The organism is Pseudomonas sp. M20, assembly GCF_045037865.1.
Taxonomy (GTDB): Bacteria; Pseudomonadota; Gammaproteobacteria; order Pseudomonadales; family Pseudomonadaceae; genus Aquipseudomonas.
In genome coordinates this window covers 3,097,144-3,115,375 of sequence record NZ_CP173611.1, presented here as the reverse complement: position 1 = coordinate 3,115,375, position 18,232 = coordinate 3,097,144, and the positions used below count along the sequence as shown (strand labels likewise).

The 18,232-nt window shown below is 59.9% G+C and carries 15 protein-coding genes; 3 read left to right on the top strand and 12 right to left on the bottom strand.

Annotated elements, in window-relative coordinates; genetic code table 11:
- Positions 1–29: 29 nt before the first annotated feature.
- Positions 30–1,028, top strand: a complete 999-nt coding sequence (locus ACI514_RS13745) for a bile acid:sodium symporter family protein (protein ID WP_160057397.1) — start codon at positions 30–32, stop codon at positions 1,026–1,028.
- A 103-nt stretch (positions 1,029–1,131) separates the two neighbouring features.
- Here ACI514_RS13745 and ACI514_RS13740 read toward each other — a convergent pair whose 3' ends face one another.
- From ACI514_RS13740 to ACI514_RS13685, 12 genes are all read right to left on the bottom strand, one after another.
- Positions 1,132–1,887 carry an ABC transporter ATP-binding protein gene (locus ACI514_RS13740; RefSeq protein ID WP_405124062.1) on the bottom strand — a complete coding sequence of 252 codons (756 nt, stop codon included), beginning with the start codon at positions 1,885–1,887 and terminating at the stop codon, positions 1,132–1,134.
- On the bottom strand, positions 1,881–2,942 hold the full coding sequence (locus ACI514_RS13735) for an iron ABC transporter permease (protein WP_077573294.1): 1,062 nt from the start codon (positions 2,940–2,942) through the stop codon (positions 1,881–1,883). Before ACI514_RS13735 ends, ACI514_RS13740 begins: the two co-directional genes overlap by 7 nt.
- Complete coding sequence (locus tag ACI514_RS13730; RefSeq protein WP_405124223.1) at positions 2,939–4,120, bottom strand: ABC transporter substrate-binding protein; 1,182 nt, start codon at positions 4,118–4,120, stop codon at positions 2,939–2,941. Before ACI514_RS13730 ends, ACI514_RS13735 begins: the two co-directional genes overlap by 4 nt.
- A 62-nt stretch (positions 4,121–4,182) precedes the next feature.
- Complete coding sequence (locus tag ACI514_RS13725; protein ID WP_405124061.1) at positions 4,183–6,597, bottom strand: TonB-dependent siderophore receptor; 2,415 nt, start codon at positions 6,595–6,597, stop codon at positions 4,183–4,185.
- Positions 6,598–6,694: 97 nt separating this feature from the next.
- Entirely contained in the window at positions 6,695–7,672 is a 978-nt protein-coding gene (locus ACI514_RS13720) for a FecR domain-containing protein (protein WP_160057401.1), read from the bottom strand.
- Positions 7,673–8,188, bottom strand: a complete 516-nt coding sequence (locus ACI514_RS13715; RefSeq protein ID WP_016987079.1) for a sigma-70 family RNA polymerase sigma factor — start codon at positions 8,186–8,188, stop codon at positions 7,673–7,675.
- A gap of 85 nt (positions 8,189–8,273) precedes the next feature.
- Positions 8,274–9,458, bottom strand: coding sequence for an aminotransferase class V-fold PLP-dependent enzyme (locus ACI514_RS13710; protein ID WP_160057402.1), 1,185 nt, complete (start codon positions 9,456–9,458; stop codon positions 8,274–8,276).
- A gap of 15 nt (positions 9,459–9,473) precedes the next feature.
- On the bottom strand, positions 9,474–10,715 hold the full coding sequence (locus ACI514_RS13705) for an MFS transporter (protein WP_405124060.1): 1,242 nt from the start codon (positions 10,713–10,715) through the stop codon (positions 9,474–9,476).
- 13 nt (positions 10,716–10,728) lie between these two features.
- The gene (locus ACI514_RS13700) at positions 10,729–12,579 is read right to left on the bottom strand and encodes an IucA/IucC family siderophore biosynthesis protein (protein ID WP_160057404.1); all 1,851 of its coding nucleotides are present in this window, start codon (positions 12,577–12,579) and stop codon (positions 10,729–10,731) included.
- A 36-nt stretch (positions 12,580–12,615) separates the two neighbouring features.
- Positions 12,616–13,776, bottom strand: coding sequence for an NAD/NADP octopine/nopaline dehydrogenase family protein (locus tag ACI514_RS13695; protein ID WP_405124059.1), 1,161 nt, complete (start codon positions 13,774–13,776; stop codon positions 12,616–12,618).
- A 28-nt stretch (positions 13,777–13,804) separates the two neighbouring features.
- Positions 13,805–14,848 (bottom strand): PLP-dependent cysteine synthase family protein, encoded by a 1,044-nt coding sequence (locus ACI514_RS13690; protein WP_405124058.1) that lies wholly within the window; start codon positions 14,846–14,848, stop codon positions 13,805–13,807.
- Positions 14,849–14,862: 14 nt separating this feature from the next.
- The gene (locus ACI514_RS13685; RefSeq protein ID WP_405124057.1) at positions 14,863–16,257 is read right to left on the bottom strand and encodes a Y4yA family PLP-dependent enzyme; all 1,395 of its coding nucleotides are present in this window, start codon (positions 16,255–16,257) and stop codon (positions 14,863–14,865) included.
- A gap of 615 nt (positions 16,258–16,872) precedes the next feature.
- Here ACI514_RS13685 and ACI514_RS13680 point away from each other — a divergent pair.
- The gene (locus tag ACI514_RS13680; RefSeq protein ID WP_405124056.1) at positions 16,873–17,763 is read left to right on the top strand and encodes an HpcH/HpaI aldolase/citrate lyase family protein; all 891 of its coding nucleotides are present in this window, start codon (positions 16,873–16,875) and stop codon (positions 17,761–17,763) included.
- Positions 17,764–17,788: 25 nt separating this feature from the next.
- Positions 17,789–18,190, top strand: coding sequence for a ParB N-terminal domain-containing protein (locus tag ACI514_RS13675; protein ID WP_405124055.1), 402 nt, complete (start codon positions 17,789–17,791; stop codon positions 18,188–18,190).
- The last annotated feature ends 42 nt before the right edge of the window (positions 18,191–18,232 follow it).

Here is an 18,232-nt window from a genome sequence, read left to right as displayed (position 1 = left end):
CGCACTGGCAACCCTCGGATGAACCGACCATGACTCGCCCACGTTTTTTGCCCGATAACTTCACCCTGACGCTGATTGGCGTCGTGCTGCTGGCCAGTTTTCTACCGGCCAGCGGCCAAGTCGCCGTCGGCTTCGGCTGGCTGACCAACATCGCCATCGCCCTGCTGTTTTTCCTGCATGGCGCCAAACTGTCCCGCGAATCGATCATTGCCGGTGCCGGCCACTGGCGCCTGCATCTGCTGGTGTTCGGCCTGACGTTTGTTCTTTTCCCGTTACTGGGCCTGGCGCTGAAACCGCTGCTGTCACCGCTGATCGGCGACAAGCTGTACATGGGCATGCTTTACCTGTGTGCACTGCCGGCCACGGTGCAGTCGGCCATTGCTTTCACTTCGCTGGCGCGCGGCAATATCCCAGCGGCGATCTGCAGCGCGGCGGCATCGAGCCTGTTCGGGATTTTCCTCACGCCGCTGTTGGTGACGCTGCTGCTCAACGTCCACGATGATGGCGGCTCAACCCTCGATGCGATCCTGAAAATCAGCGTGCAATTGCTCCTGCCGTTCATTGCCGGGCAGATCGCCCGTCGCTGGATCGGCGCGTGGGTGGGGCGCAACAAGAACTGGCTGAAGTTCGTTGATCAGGGTTCGATTCTGTTGGTGGTTTACGGCGCGTTCAGCGAGGCGGTCAACGAAGGTATCTGGCATCAGATTCCGCTGTTCGAGTTGCTGGGGCTGGTGGTGGTCTGCTGCATTCTGCTGGCGCTGGTGCTGTTGGCGTCGACGTTGCTGGGCAAGGCATTCGGCTTCAGCCAGGAAGACCGCATCACCATTCTGTTCTGCGGTTCGAAAAAGAGTCTGGCCACCGGTGTGCCGATGGCGCAAGTGTTGTTTGCCGGCAGCACGATTGGCGTGCTGATTCTGCCGTTGATGCTGTTCCATCAGATTCAACTGATGGTCTGCGCGGTGCTGGCTCAGCGCTACGCCAAGCGCCCGGAATCGGTGCCAGAGCTGATGGCCCAAGTCGATCCATAACACACCCCACCGTGTAGGAGCTGCCGCAGGCTGCGATCTTTTGATCTTGTCTTTTAAAAAACAAAGATCGCAGCCTTCGGCAGCTCCTACAGGGGCGGGGAGATCAGACGATGTCGTCGATCAGGATATGCGACAGCCCTTTGCTGCACTGCTCGATCCTCGCCTCGACCTGATAGACATCGCGCAGCATCTGTTCGGTGATCACCTCATTGCTCGGGCCGCTGCCCTGACTGGTGCCATCAGCAATCACCAGCACCTGATCGGCGAAGCGCAACGCCTGATTCAGATCATGGATGGCAATGAACACAATCACCTCGCGTTTGCGCGCGAGGCTGCGCATGAAGTTCAGCACCTGCACTTGTCGATGCATGTCGAGGGCGCTGGTCGGTTCGTCCATCAGCAGGATTTCCGGTTCGCGCACCAGCGTCTGGGCGATGGAGACCAACTGCTGCTGACCGCCGCTGAGTTCACCAAGGTTACGGAACGACAGCCCGGTGATGCCCAGTGCGGCGAGAATCTCGTCGACCAGTTTCAGCTCATCATCGTGGACCACCCAGCCTGGCGTCAGCTGCTTGCGCGCCAGCAGCACCGATTCGTACACCGTCAAACGCGCACTGGCGTTCAAGCCTTGCGGCATGTAACTGATGCCGCTCGGGCCTTTTTTCGAGTCCTGCAAAATCACCTGCCCGGGGCCATCGATCAGCCCGGCCATGCGTTTGAACAGGGTCGATTTACCGGCCGCATTGGGCCCGACCACGGCCACCACCTGACCGCCAGAAAACGTCGCCGTCGAGACGCCACGAATGATCTCGCGCTGACCGTAGCGCGCGCCCAGATTGTCCAGTTGCAGCGTCACCATGAGTTTTTCTTCCCGCCGAGAATCAGTGAAATGAAGAACGGCACGCCGATCAGCGAGGTGACCACGCCGATAGGGAAAATCGCACCGGGGATCAGGGTCTTGCTGACCACCGAACTGGCCGAGAGAATCAACGAACCGGTGAGCAAGGAGGCCGGCAAAAAGAAGCGCTGATCTTCACCGATCAGCATGCGCGCGATGTGCGGCCCGACCAGACCGATGAAGCCGATGGTGCCGACGAAGGCCACGGGAAACGAGGCGAGCAGGCTGACCATGATCAGTGTCTGAAAGCGCAGGCTGCGCACGTTGATGCCGAAACTGGCAGCCTTGTCGTCGCCCAGGCGCAGGGCGGTCAGGGCCCAGGCGCGTTTGGCGAAGATCGGCAGGGTGATCAGGATCACCAGGCAGATCACCCCGAGTTTCGGCCAAGTAGCTTTGGTCAGGCTGCCCATGGTCCAGAACACCACGGCGGCGACGGCTTGCTCGGTGGCGAAGAACTGCACCAGCGCCAGCAGAGCATTGAAAGTGAATACCAGCGCGATGCCGAGCAGCACGATGGTTTCGGCAGTGACGCCACGGCGCATGCTCAGGAAGTGAATCAACAGCGCCGAGAGCATGGCCATGATGAAGGCGTTGAGCGGCACCATGAATTGCGCGGCCAGCGGGAACAGCGCAACGCCGAAGGCCAGGCCCAGTGCCGCGCCGAAACTGGCGGCGGCGGAAATGCCCAAGGTGAATGGACTGGCCAACGGGTTGTTGAGGATGGTCTGCATCTGCGCGCCGGCCAGCGATAACGCCGCGCCGACGGCCACGGCCATCAACGCCACCGGCAGACGAATGTCCCACATCACCACGCGCACTTGTGGCGAGGCGCTGTCCGGCGAAAACAGGGCGCCGAGCACTTCGCTGAAACTGTAACTCGCCGGGCCCAGTGCCAGATCGAGCAGCACACTGCACAGCAACAGAACCACCAGCCCGGCGAGGATCAGGCGTTTACGCAGCACCAGTCGCCGATAGGTTTCGCGCTGCACCTCGACGGTGTCGGTCAACGAACTCATGGTTTGACCTCAGGATTGCGCAGGCTGACGAAGTAGCCCGACTCATACGGCACGGGCAGAAAACGTTCGTGCAGTTCACGGAAGGAGGCGTCCGGGTCGAGATCGGCAAACAGCTCCGGGTGAAACCATTTGGCCAATTGCTGAATGGCCACGAACTGGTAGGGGCTGTTGTAGAACTGATGCCAGATGGCGTGGAAGGCTTGTGTCTCCTGAGCCTTGATCCCGGCGTAGGCCGAACGCTGCGTATACCACGCGAGTTTTTTCCGTGCCTGGTTCATGTCGGCGCCGGGCCCGACACCGACCCAATGGCCACCGGGTGCAAAGGCTTCCCAGTTGGCCGTGGTGACCACCACGTGCGCCGGATTGGCGACGATGACCTGCTCGGGATTCAACTGGCCGAACGTGGTCGGAATGATCCCCCGGGCGATGTTGTTGCCGCCGGCCATATCGACAAACAGGCCAAAGTTCTCGTTGCCGAAACTCAGGCAGCAATCGTCGGTATAGCCGCCGATGCGCTCGATGAACACGCTTGGACGCGGTGGGTGCTGTTTCTCGATGACGTCGGTGACGCGGTGAATCTGCTGGTTGCGAAAATCAATGAAGGCTTCGGCGCGTTGCTCTTTACCGAACAGTTTGCCGAACAGGCGCATGGTCGGTTCGGTGTTCTGCATCGGGTTGTTGCGAAAATCTACGTACACCACCGGGATGCCCAAAGCGTCGAGCTTCTCGATGTAGCGCGCATCTTCGGTGGCGTGCTGCGCTTCGATATTGAGGATGATCACATCCGGGCGCTGCGAGATCGCTTGTTCGATATCAAAGGTGCCGTCTTCAAAGCCGCCGAAGGTGGGGATTTTGGCAATGCCGGGAAATTTGCGCAGGTAGGCATTGTAGGTGTCCGGGTCGGACTGGATCAGATCCTTGCGCCAGCCGACGATGCGTTCGATCGGATTCTGTGTGTCCAGCGCGGCGAGCAGATACAACTGCCGGCCTTCACCGAGAATGACCCGTCTGACCGGCAGATGCACCTTGACCTTGCGCCCGAGCAGATCGGTCACTTCGGTGCGCGCCGTATCCGCTTCGCTGGCGTTTGCATTGCGCGGCGCCAGCGCAGACAGGCTCAGCAGTCCTGCCAGTAACAGCGCAGCCATCGCGAGGCTGCGTCGATCGAAAATCACCATGGTCAAAGCCTTTGCAAAGGTCAGTTCGGCCAACGGCTCACACCGCTGGCCGGCTGAACGTTTCAGAAATCGACAGTCGCCGACAGTAATAAGGTGCGCGGTGAGCCTTGGGAGAACGCGCCGTAGGAAGCGACGCCCGACCAATACTCGTGGTCGAACACGTTCTGCACGGTGGCGCGAAACGTGGTCGGTCGATCATCGATGCGCGTGCTGTAGCGGGCGCCGACATCGAAGCGGGTCCAGTCATCGAGTTTTTGTGTGTTGGCCTGGTTCACGTACTGGCTGCCGGTGTGGATCGCGCCTCCGGTCAGCGTCAGCCCCTCGACCCATGAGGTGTCCCATTCGGCCCAGAGGTTGGCCTGAACCTCGGGCACGCCGACCGGTTTGTTGCCGCGGTTGGCGGCCACGCCGGTTTTCGTCAGTTCGGCATCGAGCAGGGTCACGCCGCCGAGCAGGCGAGTGCCCGGCGTGACTTCGCCGAACACGTTCAGCTCCAGCCCGCGATTGCGTTGTTCGCCCTGCACCGAGAACACCCCGGAGGCCAGTTCGCCGCTGGGTTTGGTGATCTGAAACAGGCTGATGGTGGAGGTAAACGTGCCGTAGTCGGCTTTGACCCCGAGTTCGTGCTGGCGGGAAACATAAGGGGCAAAGATCTCGCCAGCGTTGGACGCGGTGGAAGGCGCGATGTCGCCCTTGCTCAGCCCTTCGAGGTAGTTGTAGTAGAACGAAACGTGATCCCAAGGCTTGATCACCGCGCCGAACAACGGGGTCGTCCGGCCGTCGTCATAGGACGTGGTCACCACGCCGGCGGCGTTGTAGTTGTCGGATTTGATGTTCTGTTTGCGCAAGCCCAGGGTTACCTGCGCGCGATCATCGAGAATCGACAGCGTGTCGGCAAGCGCCACGCCAGTCAGTTCGCTCTGCGAGACCTTCGGCGTATCCGGCTTGGGAATGTAAGGTTGCGGGCGATCCACCGGGTGATAAATGTTCGACAGGATCGGTGCTCCGGAAATGATCCCGCGCGACAACACATCGCGATAGCGACTGACCTGCACGGTGGTGCGGTGACTGATCGGCCCGGTATCGAAGCGCAGCCGCGCACCGGCATCAACGGTGTAACGCTCGACTTCGAACTTGTAGTAACCGGGGATCGACGAGGTGTCGCCAGCGGCATTGATAATGGTCGGCGTCTGGTCGGACATCCGCGCCACATCGGATTTGCCGCCACCGGCATGGGCGAACACCGTCAATGCGTCGCTGAGGTCATATTCGCCGCTGAGCAGCGCCGATTTGTCACGGGTTTTCGACCAGCCCCAATCCTGACTGACGTTGCTGCGACCATTGGCGGCGGAAGGAATGTCCACGCCTGAAGCAATCAGGAACGGCCGCGAAGCGGCGTCGAAGCTTTCTTTCTGGTTGAGCCAGTCGAAGGTTGTGCGCAGGCGTTCGCCCTGATAGTCGAGGGAAATCGCGCCGATGTCGACGTGGCGCGATTGATCGTCGATCGCCGTGTTGCCCAGTTGCGTACTGCCGTTGAAGCGCACGCCAAAACGGCGCTCTTCACCGAAGCGGCGACTTACATCGAGATGGCCACCGGCCTGAGCATCCATGGCGTAACTGGCGGTGAAACGGGTCAGGTCTTCATCGAGGGAGCGTTTCGGCACCACGTTGATTACGCCGCCCACCGCGTTGTTGGGGGACATGCCGTAGAGCAGGGCGCCGGGGCCTTTGACCAGTTCGATGCGCTCGGCGTATTCGGTGAACACGCGGTAATTGGGCGCCACTCCGTACACGCCGTCGAAGGCCAGTTCACCGAGGTTGCCTTCGCCGACGGGAAAGCCACGGATGAAGAACGAGTCGACAATCCCCCCGGTCTGGCCAGTGGAGCGCACCGAAGAATCACGTTCCAGCACATCGCCGACGGTGACGGCCTGTTGATCCTTGATCAGCGCCGAGGTGTAGGTGCTGACGCTGAATGGCGCGTCCATCACATCCGTATTGCCAAGAATGCCCAGGCGCCCGCCATTGGCCACCTGGCCACCGGCATACACCTCTGGCAGGGCATCGCTGCGCTTGTCGGTGCCGATCACGGCGGTTTCATCCAACGTCACCCGGCGCTGCACCAACGTATAGCTGCCGTCGCTGCGTAAGACCATGTCCAGGCCACTGCCGGCCAGCAAGCGATTGACCGCCTCCTGCGTCGAGTAATGACCGATCAGCGCAGGGCTGGTCAGGCCTTCGGCCAGCGAGGGCTGGAACGACAGGGCAATGTTGGCGTCCACGGCGAAGCTCGACAGGGTCGCACCCAGTGGCCCGGCAGGAATGTTGTAGGCACGAACCGCGACAGCGTCCAGTTGCACCGGCACGGCGGCCAAGGCAAACGGGCAAACGGCACCGATCAGGACAAGGCTTAGCAACGCACTGCGAACAACGGGTTTGAGCTGACGTTCCGGGCGCAGGTGGCGTGCGGCAAGCATGGATGAATGAGCCTATGAACAGGACGAAAAGGTGCTTCTCCCCAGTAGCCAGTCGAGATCGGAAAAAGTATCACCGCTGCGGCAAATATTTTTTCACTCAGGCGGGGGAAAGCATGACCCAGTAGCCATTCAGGTGGCCGCTGACGAGGATCGGGTAGGTTTGCGCCAGCATGTTCAGGGTGCGCTGGCTGTCGCTGATCGGGTAGGCGCCGGAAATGCGCAGATCGGCAAGCGCCGGATCGAGGCGCACGAAGCCACGGCGATAGCGCGTCAGTTCTTCGACGAAGTCGGCCAGACGCATCTTGTCGGCCATCAGCATGCCTTGACTCCAGGCTCCGACATAGCGGTCGGCAACGCTGATCTGGCCAAAAGTGTGGGACGAGAAGTCGGTGCGTTGACCGGCGTTGACGATCAGCGGCGTGGTCTGGCGATTGTCCGCGAGCTCGACTTTGACCGCGCCTTCGAGCACCGCGAGGTGCGTGCGCGGTTGCAGTTCGCGCACGGTGAAACGCGTGCCCAGTGCCTGCATGCGACCTTGACGGGTGCTGACCAGAAACGGTCGCGCCAACGGTGAAATGTCCGGCGCGGTCTGCACCAGTATTTCGCCTTCGCGCAGGTGGATGAGGCGTTGATTGGCGTCGAACAGCACGTCGATGGCGGTGTCGGTGTTCAGGGTGATTTTCGATCCGTCGGCGAGGGTCAGCTCGCGTTGCTGGCCAATCGCAGTGCGGTAGTCGGCTGACCATTGCTGCGACTCTGCCAGCTTCCAGCTGCCCCAACCGGCCGGCAGGATCGCCAGAATCATCGCCAGTTTGCCCAACGCCGCACGGCGCTCCGGGCTGCTCGGGCGATCGAGTGCGGACATCGCCAAGGATGGTGGCAGGCCGCCGAGTTTGCTCTGCAACAACTGCGCCCGCGCCCAGGCACGACCGCGCTCGGGCGTGCTGGCTTTCCAGTATTCCCATTCGCCGCGCTCGCTGTCGCTGAGTTCGCCTTCACTCATGCGGATCAACCAGTCCGCGGCTTCTTCCAGGGCCTGGTGATCGAGGTGCGGCTCATGGCGGCGGCTGAGCATTCACTCCACCAGCAACAGGCACTGCACGAAGGCTTGCTTCATGTAGCGTTTGACGGTGATCAGCGATACGCCCAACTGCTCGGCGATGTCGTCGTATTTCAGCCCGCTGATCTGCGACAACAGAAAGGCGCGTTTGACCAGCGGCGGCAGGGCGTCGAGCATCGCGTCGATTTCGTGCAGGGTTTCCAGCACCATGAAACGCAATTCCGGCGAAGGCACTTCCGGCGCCGGCACATGGGCGAGGGCGTCCAGGTAGGCACGTTCCAGCGCCTTGCGTTGATACCAGTTGACCAGAATGCCTTTGGCCACGCAGCTCAGATACGCGCGCGGCTGCTCAATGACGGTGACTTGCGAGGCGAGAATGCGCGTGAAGGTATCCTGCGCCAGATCCGCCGCATCCATGGCGTTTCCCAGTTTTTTTCTCAGCGTCGCGTACAGCCAGCCATGATGGCCGCTATACAGGGCTTCGATCGCGCGCAGGTGATTGGCATTATTCGCGGGAAGGGTTTCGCTCATGGCTGCAGATTTTCATGCAATTGAGAAGTATTCCCAATGCTAGTTTACAACCCCTCTTTGACGCAAGCGCCGATTGGCGTCCTGTTCAGGCGCCCTGCAAACCGCGCAGCGCAGCAACCATTGTGTCGATTTCCGCCTCGGTGTTGTACGCATGCAACGAGGCACGGCTGACCTCCAGCAAGTCCCTGTGCTGCATGTCGAGCAAAGTCGAGCGCACGGTCGAGGTGCTGACGTTGATGCGCTTTTCCTGGCCAGCCAGCCACTGCTGAACGTGCGCAGCGCTGCTGTCGAGATGAGTAAACGTGACGATGCCGGACTTCTGCACCCCGAGGTCTCGCGGCGTGATGCCAGGAATATCTGCCAGTTGTCGGCGCAGGTAATCAGCCAGTTGCTGAATCCGCAGCCACATCGGTTCGATGCCTTGCGCCAGCGCGTATTCCACTGCCGCACCGAGACCGAGTTTGGCGGCGACGTTGCATTCCCAGTTCTCGAAACGTCGGGCATCGGCGCGGATTTCGAACGTCTCGGCGTCCTGCAATGAGGCGGCATGCAAGTCGAGAAATGCCGGTTCCAGGTTCTGGCACAGGGACTTTTCGACATACAAGAAGCCCATCCCGCGCGGTCCGCGCAGGTATTTGCGACTGGTGGCCGCGAGCATGTGGCAGCCGATTTTCTGCACGTCGATCGGCATCTGCCCGACACCCTGACACGCGTCGAGCAGAAACAGCACGCCAGCCGTACGGGCGAGTGCGCCAATCTGCTCGATGGGTTGCACCGGGCCGCCATTGGTGGCGATCACCGGCAGGGAAATCAGCGCAACCCGATCATCGTCGAGCATTGCCGTTAGTGCCGACAGGGAAACCTGGCCGTGTTCATCATTAGGAATGACCCGAATCTCGATGCCACGCCGCTGCTTCATTTGCAGATAGGGAATGTAGTTGCCGGCGTATTCGGTGGTCGACGTCAGCACCACATCGCCGGGTTGCAATGGCAAGGAATAGAACGCCATATCCCATGCGCGGGTCGCGTTCTCGATCACCGCAATTTCATCAGGCTGGGCGTTGATCAAACGGCCGATGGCGCCATACACGTTTTCCAGGTTGGCCGATTGCCGTCCGGCAGCTTCATAGCCGCCCTGAGTCGCTTCAAGCTGAATATGACGGGTCATCGTCTCGATCACCGGCGCGGGCATCAGCGCCGCGCCGGCATTGTTGAAGTGGATCAGTTGCGCGACGGCGGGGGTGTCGGCGCGCAGTTGTTCAATATTCAAAAGCAGACTCCTTGATCATTCCCCGTCCGGGGCAGGGCTTGCTTGCATCGCCGCCGGCCAGTAGCGCAACGCGACGATCGGGATCAGTGCGACGACGTAAGCGAGGCAAACAAACAGATAGGTGTACTGCAAACCGTAGACCTGACTGAGCAGGCCGCCGGCGGAAATTCCCGCAATCGAAGCGAATTGCGCAGTGCCCTGAGCGATGCCCAGTACATGACCCTGTTGCGAGCTGTCGGCGGTTTTCGAGATCAGCGCCATCAACACGGGTGTAGTCGCACCGAGCAGCACGCCCCAGATGAAGTAGGCAATGACGAACACCACCGGGTTGTGGGTGACGCCTGCCACCGCAGTGAGGACGATGCAGCCGATGACCACGTAAGTCATGCGTTGCAAGGTGTCCTGCTGACCACGGTGTTCGAAATAACGCGACCACGTCGTGGCCGACAGAATGAAGCCCAGCGCCAGCAAGCCGTAGCACAGACCGACCACCGAATTGCTGACCTCGAACACCGAGCTTACATACAGCGAAAACGAGGTCTGCGGCAGCATCCGCGCCAGCAACAGAATGCCCATCACACCCAGCAGCGACAGCAATGGTGAGCCTTGCCACAGGCTGCCGGAACGCGCCGGTGCAGTTTTGTCGACGGCCACGGCTTTCTTCACCGGCGGCACGTCCGGCAAGGTCACGGCGGCGATCACGGTACACACCGCACACAGCGCCGAAGCGATGATGTTGATCCAGAAGAACGTCGCGTAATCGAGGATCAAACCGCCGACCACCGCACCCAGCAGCGAGCCGACGTTGGTCGAGATTTGCAGAATGGCGAACAGCCGTGCGCGCCGCGACGGCGCTTCAATGCTCACGCCGTAGGCCTGTGCCGGCGCGATATAGCCGGCAAACGCGCCTTGCAGAAAGCGCAGGATCAGAATCACCCAGATATCACTGAACAGGGCCAGCCCAAGCTGGGTCAACGACAAGCCGGCAAGGGCGCGGATCATCATCAACTTGTGGCCGTAGCGATCACCGATCCGGCCCCAGAATGCACTGGTGAGAATAATGCCCAGCATCGGCCCGACGTACACGGCGATGCTGGCGAAGCTGAAAAGCGACTCTGACGTCGTCAGCCCACGCAGGTGGACAGGCCAGAACGGCCCGCTCATTTCCATCGCGCCCATCGATACCAGCTGGATCGCAAATAGAAGATAAATCAGGATTCTTACTCTCGAACCCTGGATGGCACCTGCTTGGGACATGAGTCAGCCTCGGTTAAACGCTAGCGAGCGGGTTGGTCAGGGTGTGTTGCAAACGATAGTTGCTGTACTGCATCAAGTGCATGCGCAACAACGAACGGGTTGGCCAAGGCTCTTCGACGAACGCCTTGTGCTCGGTTTCCCACACATCTGCCGCGACGCGGTCACGCACCGCTTCGAAGGCAAGGTCGGTTTCTTCGCGCAACACCTGCCAGAGCCGCGTGTTGTTGAAAGCGTATTCCTTGGTCAGCCACAGGGCCATTTCATGCAGGTGCGTGAGGAACGCCGCGTCGAGCACAAACATGCGCACCGGCTCGATATCACCGGAGAATACTGTCGGCAGAATGCCCGGCTGTACGTGCGGTTGCAGGCTGTAACCACGGCCCTCGAGCAACGGCGCGTAAGTGCGGCCATCGCCGAAATCGCGGATCAGCAGACTACGTGCTTTGCCGTCCGGGGAGAACAGCACCATGGTGTTTTGCTGGTGCGCCTCAAGGCCGATGCCGTACATCAAGTAGATCGCCACCACCGGGTGAGTCACCACTTTCGCGTACTCGCGGAACCAGTTCTCGACCTGCGCAGTATTGGCGCGCACACCGTCGCGTTCAATCAGATCAGTGAACAGCGGACGACCGCTGCCGGGCAAACGGGTGAACAGTGAAGCCACGGTTATCGGCAGACACTCATCGTTGCGTTCGAATGCCGGTGCGCTGGCGCGATAAACCACGGACAAATGCCGGCCCGGATGATCGTCCTGCGTCACGGCATTTTTGTAACGCACACCGATTTCTTCCGGGAAGATTTCCAGGCGCTGATCGAAGCCGTTTTCCGTCTCGAGAATCTTGCTGATCACCGTGCTGATGCGCGGGCCCATGTGAATCGACTTGGCTTGCAGGCTGCGCAGTTCGCTGGTCATCCACACAGCGATGGGCAGTTTGATCAGCGGCGCGGATTCGTTCAGCACCGGCATCATCGTGCGATAGGACATGGTCGGCAGGGTTGGCAGGTCCGGACCATCGGTGATCAGGATGCCGTCGGCGATTTCCTGCGCGAAGGTTTCCAGCACGTAGGCTTGTAAATGCCAGCTGTGGATCGGCAAGGGCAGCCATTGGTTTTCGTCCAGCCCCTTGCTGTTGAGCGAGGCTTTCCATTGCGCCCATTGCGTCGGGAAATGCTCAGCGAACCAGGCGCGGTAATCGATCACGTGCGGCATGCTTTCGCTTTTCGCGTTGTCGGCGCGCAGTGCGGCGATGCGCAGCGGCACCTGTGCGTTGAACTCGGGCGAGAGTTGCTCGACCTCTTCATCGGTCAGGCCCGGGCGGGCTTTCCAGGTCGGGTAATACGGGTGGCCCTCCAGTGAACCCCACTGGTCGAGCAGGATCGCGGCGTCCTTGGTTTTGGCGTGCTGGCGCAAGTAATCAGTGAAGCTGTGCAGTCCTTGATCCTTGGCGGCTTGTGCCAGTCGGGCGTTCCAATGCTGACGATGCTGACGGGCGTGGGCGTCGTTGCTCAGGCTGTTTTCCATGTCGGACTTGAGCCCGGCCACGCCTTCGTCGGTCGGGGCGAAGTCGAAACTGTCGCGCAGCACATCGAGCATGTCCTGGTGGCTGGTGATGACCTGGCGTACGCCTTCATCGGTGACCAACACCACGTCGCCGTCGTTGACCACCGTATCGGCCGGGCCTTTGGCGATGTCGGAAAAAGCCAGATGGGCGCGACCGCCCTTGAGCGGGTAAGTCGCCTGGTGGCCCTCTACGGAAAAGCTCAGGGCCGAACGGTCGAGGATGTTTTCCGCAAACAGGCAACGCACCAGACGGCGCATGGCGTTTTTGCGGGAGTAGGCGATCAGTGTCTTGAAGTCATCCATATCAGCGGTCTGCTCGTCGAAAATTGAGTAAGAAGATCAAGCGGCGGCGCTTGTCGTGTGCGGCCATTGGCGCGGGAAATAGTCGAGTGCCGAGCCGCGCAGGCCTTCCATGTAGGCCACGCTCCACTGCAGGACTTCCTCGATATAAGGCACCTTGAGGTCGAAGCGTTTGGCCATTTCCACCAGCAGCACCAGGCCGTAGGCGACGTCTTCGTTGAAGGCGCGGCTCTCGCGCTCGATCACATAGCCGGCGCGGTTGTCCGCGGCCGGTACCATCGGCGCAAGGATGTCGTTGTAGGCCTGATTGGTGCGCAGGATCGAGAGCATGCTGCTCTGGTCGCGGATCTGCTCGCCGTAGGCCTCGACGATTTCCTGTTTCAGGGATTTCACCGAAGACAGGTCGATGCCCAGACGCTGGCTGATCACCGCGCACAGTTGCTGGCTTTCCTGATCCATGCGTTCAAGGAAATAGGCGCCGAGTTCCGGGCATTCGGTCCACCAGCACATGCGTTGCGGGAAGATCTTGCGATGCCATTGGCCGTAAGGGCCGATGAGGCCGTAGATCACCGAGCTGTGCATGATCGGGTTGCCCGGCGTCAGGGTGATTTCCAGAAAGTGGTCGAGCATCGTCACGCACGGGCCATAAAGCCGGGTGAGTGTTTTCTCCAATTGGCGGCGCGCGGTTTGCGGCTCTCGGGCATGGGTCGCGACGTACAACTGGCTTTTACCGCCGCCCATTTTGATCGAGCGTCCCGGGGTCAATTCGAACGCCGTGTGCGGCACATCTTTCATGCCCCAGATCACCACGTTCGGCCGGTCGGGCAGGGTCGCTTCGGCCAGCCAGTCGAAACCGCAGAAGCCGGGAATAGCGCCGATGAACACGGGTTTGCTGGTGGTCAGATGCGGCGCGATATCTTTCAATGTTTGCGGACGCGCATGGGCCGGCACGGTGATGATGACGATGTCGGCATCTTCCACCGCGGCTTTCGCGTCGCTGGTCACCCGATCCAGCCGGGCGCTCAGGGTCGAGCCGTCGGGCAGCAAGGCCTGCATCGGCGTCTGGCGAGCGTGTTGTTCGATGACCTCCTGATTATGGGTGTGCAGCGAAACCTGAACATTGGGTAGCTGCTTGAACAGGATGGCGTTGAGATGGCCGGTCCTGCCGCCACCACAGATGGCGACTTTCAACAGATTCATCGAGAGGCGTTCCTGTGTGAAGGGTGGGTCATGCGACGCTCAGTTGCAGCGGCGCGGAAACGCTGTCCAGCCAGTGGGTCTTGCCCAGCCAGGCGTCCAGTTGCGGGGCGATGCTCGGATCGATCAGATCGCGCTCCTGCAGCCATTGGTCGTCGAACACGGTGTGCAGGTATTTCTCGCCGCCGTCGGCAATTGGCACCACGACGTTGCCGCTCAGCACACCTTTGTGGATCAGCTCCAGCGCCTTGAAAATCGCACCGCCAGTGGAGCCGCCGACCAGCAGGGCGAAGTTGCGCGCGATGTAGCGGGCGGTTTCGAATGCCTGCGAATCGGTGACTTGCACGCCCAGATCGATGCAGCTGTAGTCGAGGACCAGACCCACGGTGTCGCCGGCCGGCGTACCGGTGCCGGATTGGTAGTACGGGTAGCCGGGGTGGCCGAAGACAATCGAACCGGCCGGTTCCACCGCGACGGTGACGGTGTCCGGGTTGTGTACTTTCAAGCCGCGTGCGATGCCGGTCATCGAACCGCCGGTGCCGACGCAACCGACGTAAGCGCCGACCACGCCTTCAGCCTGCACGATGGTTTCGCGGACGAAATCACTGTAGCCGCCGGCATTGGCCGCATTGTCGGACTGGTTCATGAACACCGCGCCGGGAATTTCGCTGGCCAGTTCGGCGGCCATCTGTTGCCGCTCGACCACCGCCACTTCATCTTCGCGATAGGTGCCTTTGACGAAACGAATGTCGGCACCGAGGGCCTTCATCACGGCGATCTTGTCTTGCGCGGCGTGGTGATCGACCACGGCGATGAAATGCAGACCAAACTCGACCGCCGCCATGGCCAGGCCAATCCCGGTATTGCCCGACGATGACTCAACCACCACGCCGCCGGGTTTCAAGCGACCGGACTTGAGCGCGGCCAGCACCATGTTGCGCGCCATGCGGTCTTTGATGCTGCCGCCGGGATTGTTCTTTTCAATCTTCAACAACAAACGCGCGTTGGTATCCGGAACATCGATGCCCAACATCGGTGTATTACCGATAAGGTCAGAGACTTTATTCAAGATCATTGCAATTGTTCCCTTTAATAGTCAGGTGAAAACGCATAGTTACCTTCCGTACAACAGGTCACCATCAGCCGCCGGGGCAGGGGATGGCGATGAAACTCGTTTTCCAGCAAGTCCATCTGGTAACCGGCGGTGTTGATATAAATCAATAAGTCACCGGCTTGCGGTGCCGTTGCAAAGTTGATCAGGCGATGGGTGATGACGTCATCGTCCAGGCAACTATGGCCGGCGATATAAGCCTGAGTCGGGGTGTTTGGCTGTTGTTTGGTGCTGACAAGTATTGGATCTAGCAGATATTCCGAGGCAAACCAGGTTTCGCAAGCGCTGAAACTGCTGCCCTCAACGAAGATTACAGTTTTATTGTCAGCCAATTGTTTGCTGCGCGTGACGCGAAAGATTGAAATGGCGGCTTGATCGACCAGGCTTCGGCCCGGCTCGAGTGCCAGTGTTATTTGCTGGGTCTTCAAGTAATTGGCAATCGACAAGCCGTGAGAATGCTCGGCTTCGAGTAATAACGTCAGCCATTGTGTCGCGGTCAGTTCACTGCCGTAAGGATAATAAGTGGCGGGAACTTTCTGGTTGTCATAGTGGCTCGGGTTATTGTCATTTTGCAGGAACTGAGCGTAGGTCTCAGGCTCGACATAACGAATCGGCAAGCCGCCACCGATGTCGATCATCTGCGGATTCAAGCCCATTTCCCTGGCCGCCTGGATAAATCCGCTGACCTCACGAAAGGCTTGTGCACGGGATTCGAATCCATAGCCGCCGAGGTGAAAATGGAAACCTTCAAAATGAAAAAGCTCAGGTTTTTCTGTCAACCGTTGCAGGCATTGCAACAGGTCTCGTGAGCCCATCCCGAATCGGCTGTTCTGACTGCTTTTCGGTCTGTAACGCAGTAGCACTCTGGTTTTCGTCGGACCTGGTTGTGTGGGGATCACGCTATGCAGGTGATCGAATTCCTCCAGCGAATCCACACAAATCAATGAACCGGCGCTGATCAGCGCTTGATGGAAAACGGCTGTTTTGGCCGGTCCTGTGGCGCAGATTCTGGTGCCCGGCACACCTGCGCGCAGGGCAGCATTCAATTCGTGGATGCTCGACACATCGACGCCGATCCCCGAATTCGCTGCAGCGCCGAGCATGCCTTGCGACTTGTTGGCCTTGGCCCCGTAGAAAATGGCATGGGGAACCTGGTATTGCTTCAACACGTTCAGCAGTGCTTGCGTGTTTAATTCAAACGCATGGGGCCAGACCAGATTTAACGGCGAGCCCTGTTGTTCCACCAAGTCTGTAAGTTTGTTCGGGAACTTGTTGATAAACGTGGAAATAACCGGGTCGATCAACGGCGTTAACATCTCCGGGTGATGAACTTTATACGGCTGTTCAACAGCAGATTTATTTGTTGTAGGCATAGTTAACCCCTGGCGTCGAAAGTTACGTCGCCATTGATAGTTCGATCACCGATCGTTATCGATGCAGGTCGTCTTTTTTTGCTCGTCAGCGTCGAGCCTTTAAATAACTTGGAGGCGGATGCCAAGTGAAATCCGCTATTGGATCTGTAGCCCTGATCGTAATAAATGGTTCACAAAACAATTGCATGAGAACCCCATTCCATAAGGTTTGTGCGGATGTACTGAATGGCCATTAGTTGCTGGCCATTGCCCTGTAGCAGCCTGTAGCTGATGTTTAAGTGACATCACTGACAGGTACTTTTGCAGATACCGATGACTCGCTTTGAAACGAGAATAGTTCCTCTTGGCGGCGTGAACAATATTGCGAACAGGAACGATTATCAAGTAAGGTTTTCAAATATTTTTCAATAACGACCTGCTCAAGGCGAATCCATGAACGTGTATTTACACGCTCAAGGACTCGTTCGTCCCGAGATTAAAAAGTCTCTTAATTGCTTGATCAATAAGGCGTTAAGGGCTGTTGCGATAAGCCCCGGCACGGCAGGCAAATCTGCCGTTGAACGGGCCTGAAAATTTTCACAAACCACGACGGGTTCACGTCAAAGGAGCAACGCCATGCAATCCGATCGACTCAGCCGCAAAGCGCCACTCGCGATCAGCTACCTGTTCGTGCCGGGCAACCGTCCCGAGCGTTTTTCCAAAGCCTGCGAAGCAGGGCCGGACGCGATCATTCTCGACCTTGAGGATGCCGTTCATCCGGACAGCAAAGCCGCCGCCCGTGACGCCATCCAGGCGTGGCAGGAGAAAACGCCGAGCGTTGCTTGTGAGCGTTACATCCGCCTCAACAGCGTCAGCAGTTCGCTGTTTCGCCAGGACCTGAGCTGGCTCAGCGACATGCGTTACCCCGAGCGTTGCGATGGGATTTTTTTGCCCAAGGCCGAATGTCCCGAGACGCTGGCGCGGGCGGTCGAGCGCTTGCTGGAGTGGCAACCGACGCTGGCGATCGTCGCGATCATCGAGACCGCCAAAGGCCTGCAGCAGGTCGAGTCGATCGCTGCGATTCCGGGCGTGGCGCGGCTGGCGTTTGGCTCGCTGGATTTCTCGCTCGATATCAACTGCAGCCAGGTGCCCGAGGCGTTTCTGTTTGCCCGCAACCGCATCGTGCTGGCGTCGCGCACGGCTGATCTGCCGTCGCCGATCGATGGCGTGACGCCGGCAATCAGCGACTTGGCGGTGGTTGCCCAAGACGCGCAATACGCGCGTTCGCTGGGCTTCGGCGCCAAGCTGTGCATCCATCCCGGGCAACTGGCGACGGTGCAGCGCGCCTTCCTGCCGGACTCGCGCCAACTGGCGTGGGCCGATCGGGTGATGCGGGCAGTGGCCACGGGCAGCCACGCGGTGCAAGTGGACGGCGAAATGGTCGACTTGCCGCTGATCGAACACGCTCAGCGCCTGCTCGATGTGGCCAGTCAGCATGCGCCGGTTGCCCGCGCCGATGCCTGCTGAATCCCCGGCGAATCAGGAGATCATCATGGACCACGGTTATCAGATTGCGCTGCGGCCGCTGTGCGACGTGTTGCAGTCGGAGCAGGTCGACCCGGCCAACGTGACGCTGCTGCGCGAGTCGATTGTCCGCGCCGGGCATTGGCTGGAACCGATCATCGTCGAGCGTTCGCGCGGCATCGTGATGGACGGCAATCACCGTTTCACCGCGGCGTTGCAGCTGGGTTTGAAACGGGTGCCGTGCATCCAGCTCGATTACTCCGATCCGCGGGTCTGTGTGCGGCATTGGCAAACTGGACAAGCGTTCGAGGTGGCGCGAATTTTCACCACCATCGCTCGCGGCGAGATTTTGCCGTACAAGACCACCCGGCACGCGTTTGACCCCGCGCTGCCGCTGGTCGCGATTCCGCTGGAGCGCCTCTACGCCTGACCCTGATCGGGCGACGGAAAAAAACTTTACTGCGGGTGATAC

Excerpts from the sequence above, each read along its gene's own strand:
- ACI514_RS13745 (WP_160057397.1), top strand. The coding sequence starts at position 30 with ATGACTCGCCCACGTTTTTTGCCCGATAACTTCACCCTGACGCTGATT.
- ACI514_RS13740 (WP_405124062.1), bottom strand. The coding sequence starts at position 1,887 with ATGGTGACGCTGCAACTGGACAATCTGGGCGCGCGCTACGGTCAGCGC.
- ACI514_RS13735 (WP_077573294.1), bottom strand. The coding sequence starts at position 2,942 with ATGAGTTCGTTGACCGACACCGTCGAGGTGCAGCGCGAAACCTATCGG.
- ACI514_RS13730 (WP_405124223.1), bottom strand. The coding sequence starts at position 4,120 with ATGGTGATTTTCGATCGACGCAGCCTCGCGATGGCTGCGCTGTTACTG.
- ACI514_RS13725 (WP_405124061.1), bottom strand. The coding sequence starts at position 6,597 with ATGCTTGCCGCACGCCACCTGCGCCCGGAACGTCAGCTCAAACCCGTT.
- ACI514_RS13720 (WP_160057401.1), bottom strand. The coding sequence starts at position 7,672 with ATGCTCAGCCGCCGCCATGAGCCGCACCTCGATCACCAGGCCCTGGAA.
- ACI514_RS13715 (WP_016987079.1), bottom strand. The coding sequence starts at position 8,188 with ATGAGCGAAACCCTTCCCGCGAATAATGCCAATCACCTGCGCGCGATC.
- ACI514_RS13705 (WP_405124060.1), bottom strand. The coding sequence starts at position 10,715 with ATGTCCCAAGCAGGTGCCATCCAGGGTTCGAGAGTAAGAATCCTGATT.
- ACI514_RS13700 (WP_160057404.1), bottom strand. The coding sequence starts at position 12,579 with ATGGATGACTTCAAGACACTGATCGCCTACTCCCGCAAAAACGCCATG.
- ACI514_RS13695 (WP_405124059.1), bottom strand. The coding sequence starts at position 13,776 with ATGAATCTGTTGAAAGTCGCCATCTGTGGTGGCGGCAGGACCGGCCAT.
- ACI514_RS13690 (WP_405124058.1), bottom strand. The coding sequence starts at position 14,848 with ATGATCTTGAATAAAGTCTCTGACCTTATCGGTAATACACCGATGTTG.
- ACI514_RS13685 (WP_405124057.1), bottom strand. The coding sequence starts at position 16,257 with ATGCCTACAACAAATAAATCTGCTGTTGAACAGCCGTATAAAGTTCAT.
- ACI514_RS13680 (WP_405124056.1), top strand. The coding sequence starts at position 16,873 with ATGCAATCCGATCGACTCAGCCGCAAAGCGCCACTCGCGATCAGCTAC.
- ACI514_RS13675 (WP_405124055.1), top strand. The coding sequence starts at position 17,789 with ATGGACCACGGTTATCAGATTGCGCTGCGGCCGCTGTGCGACGTGTTG.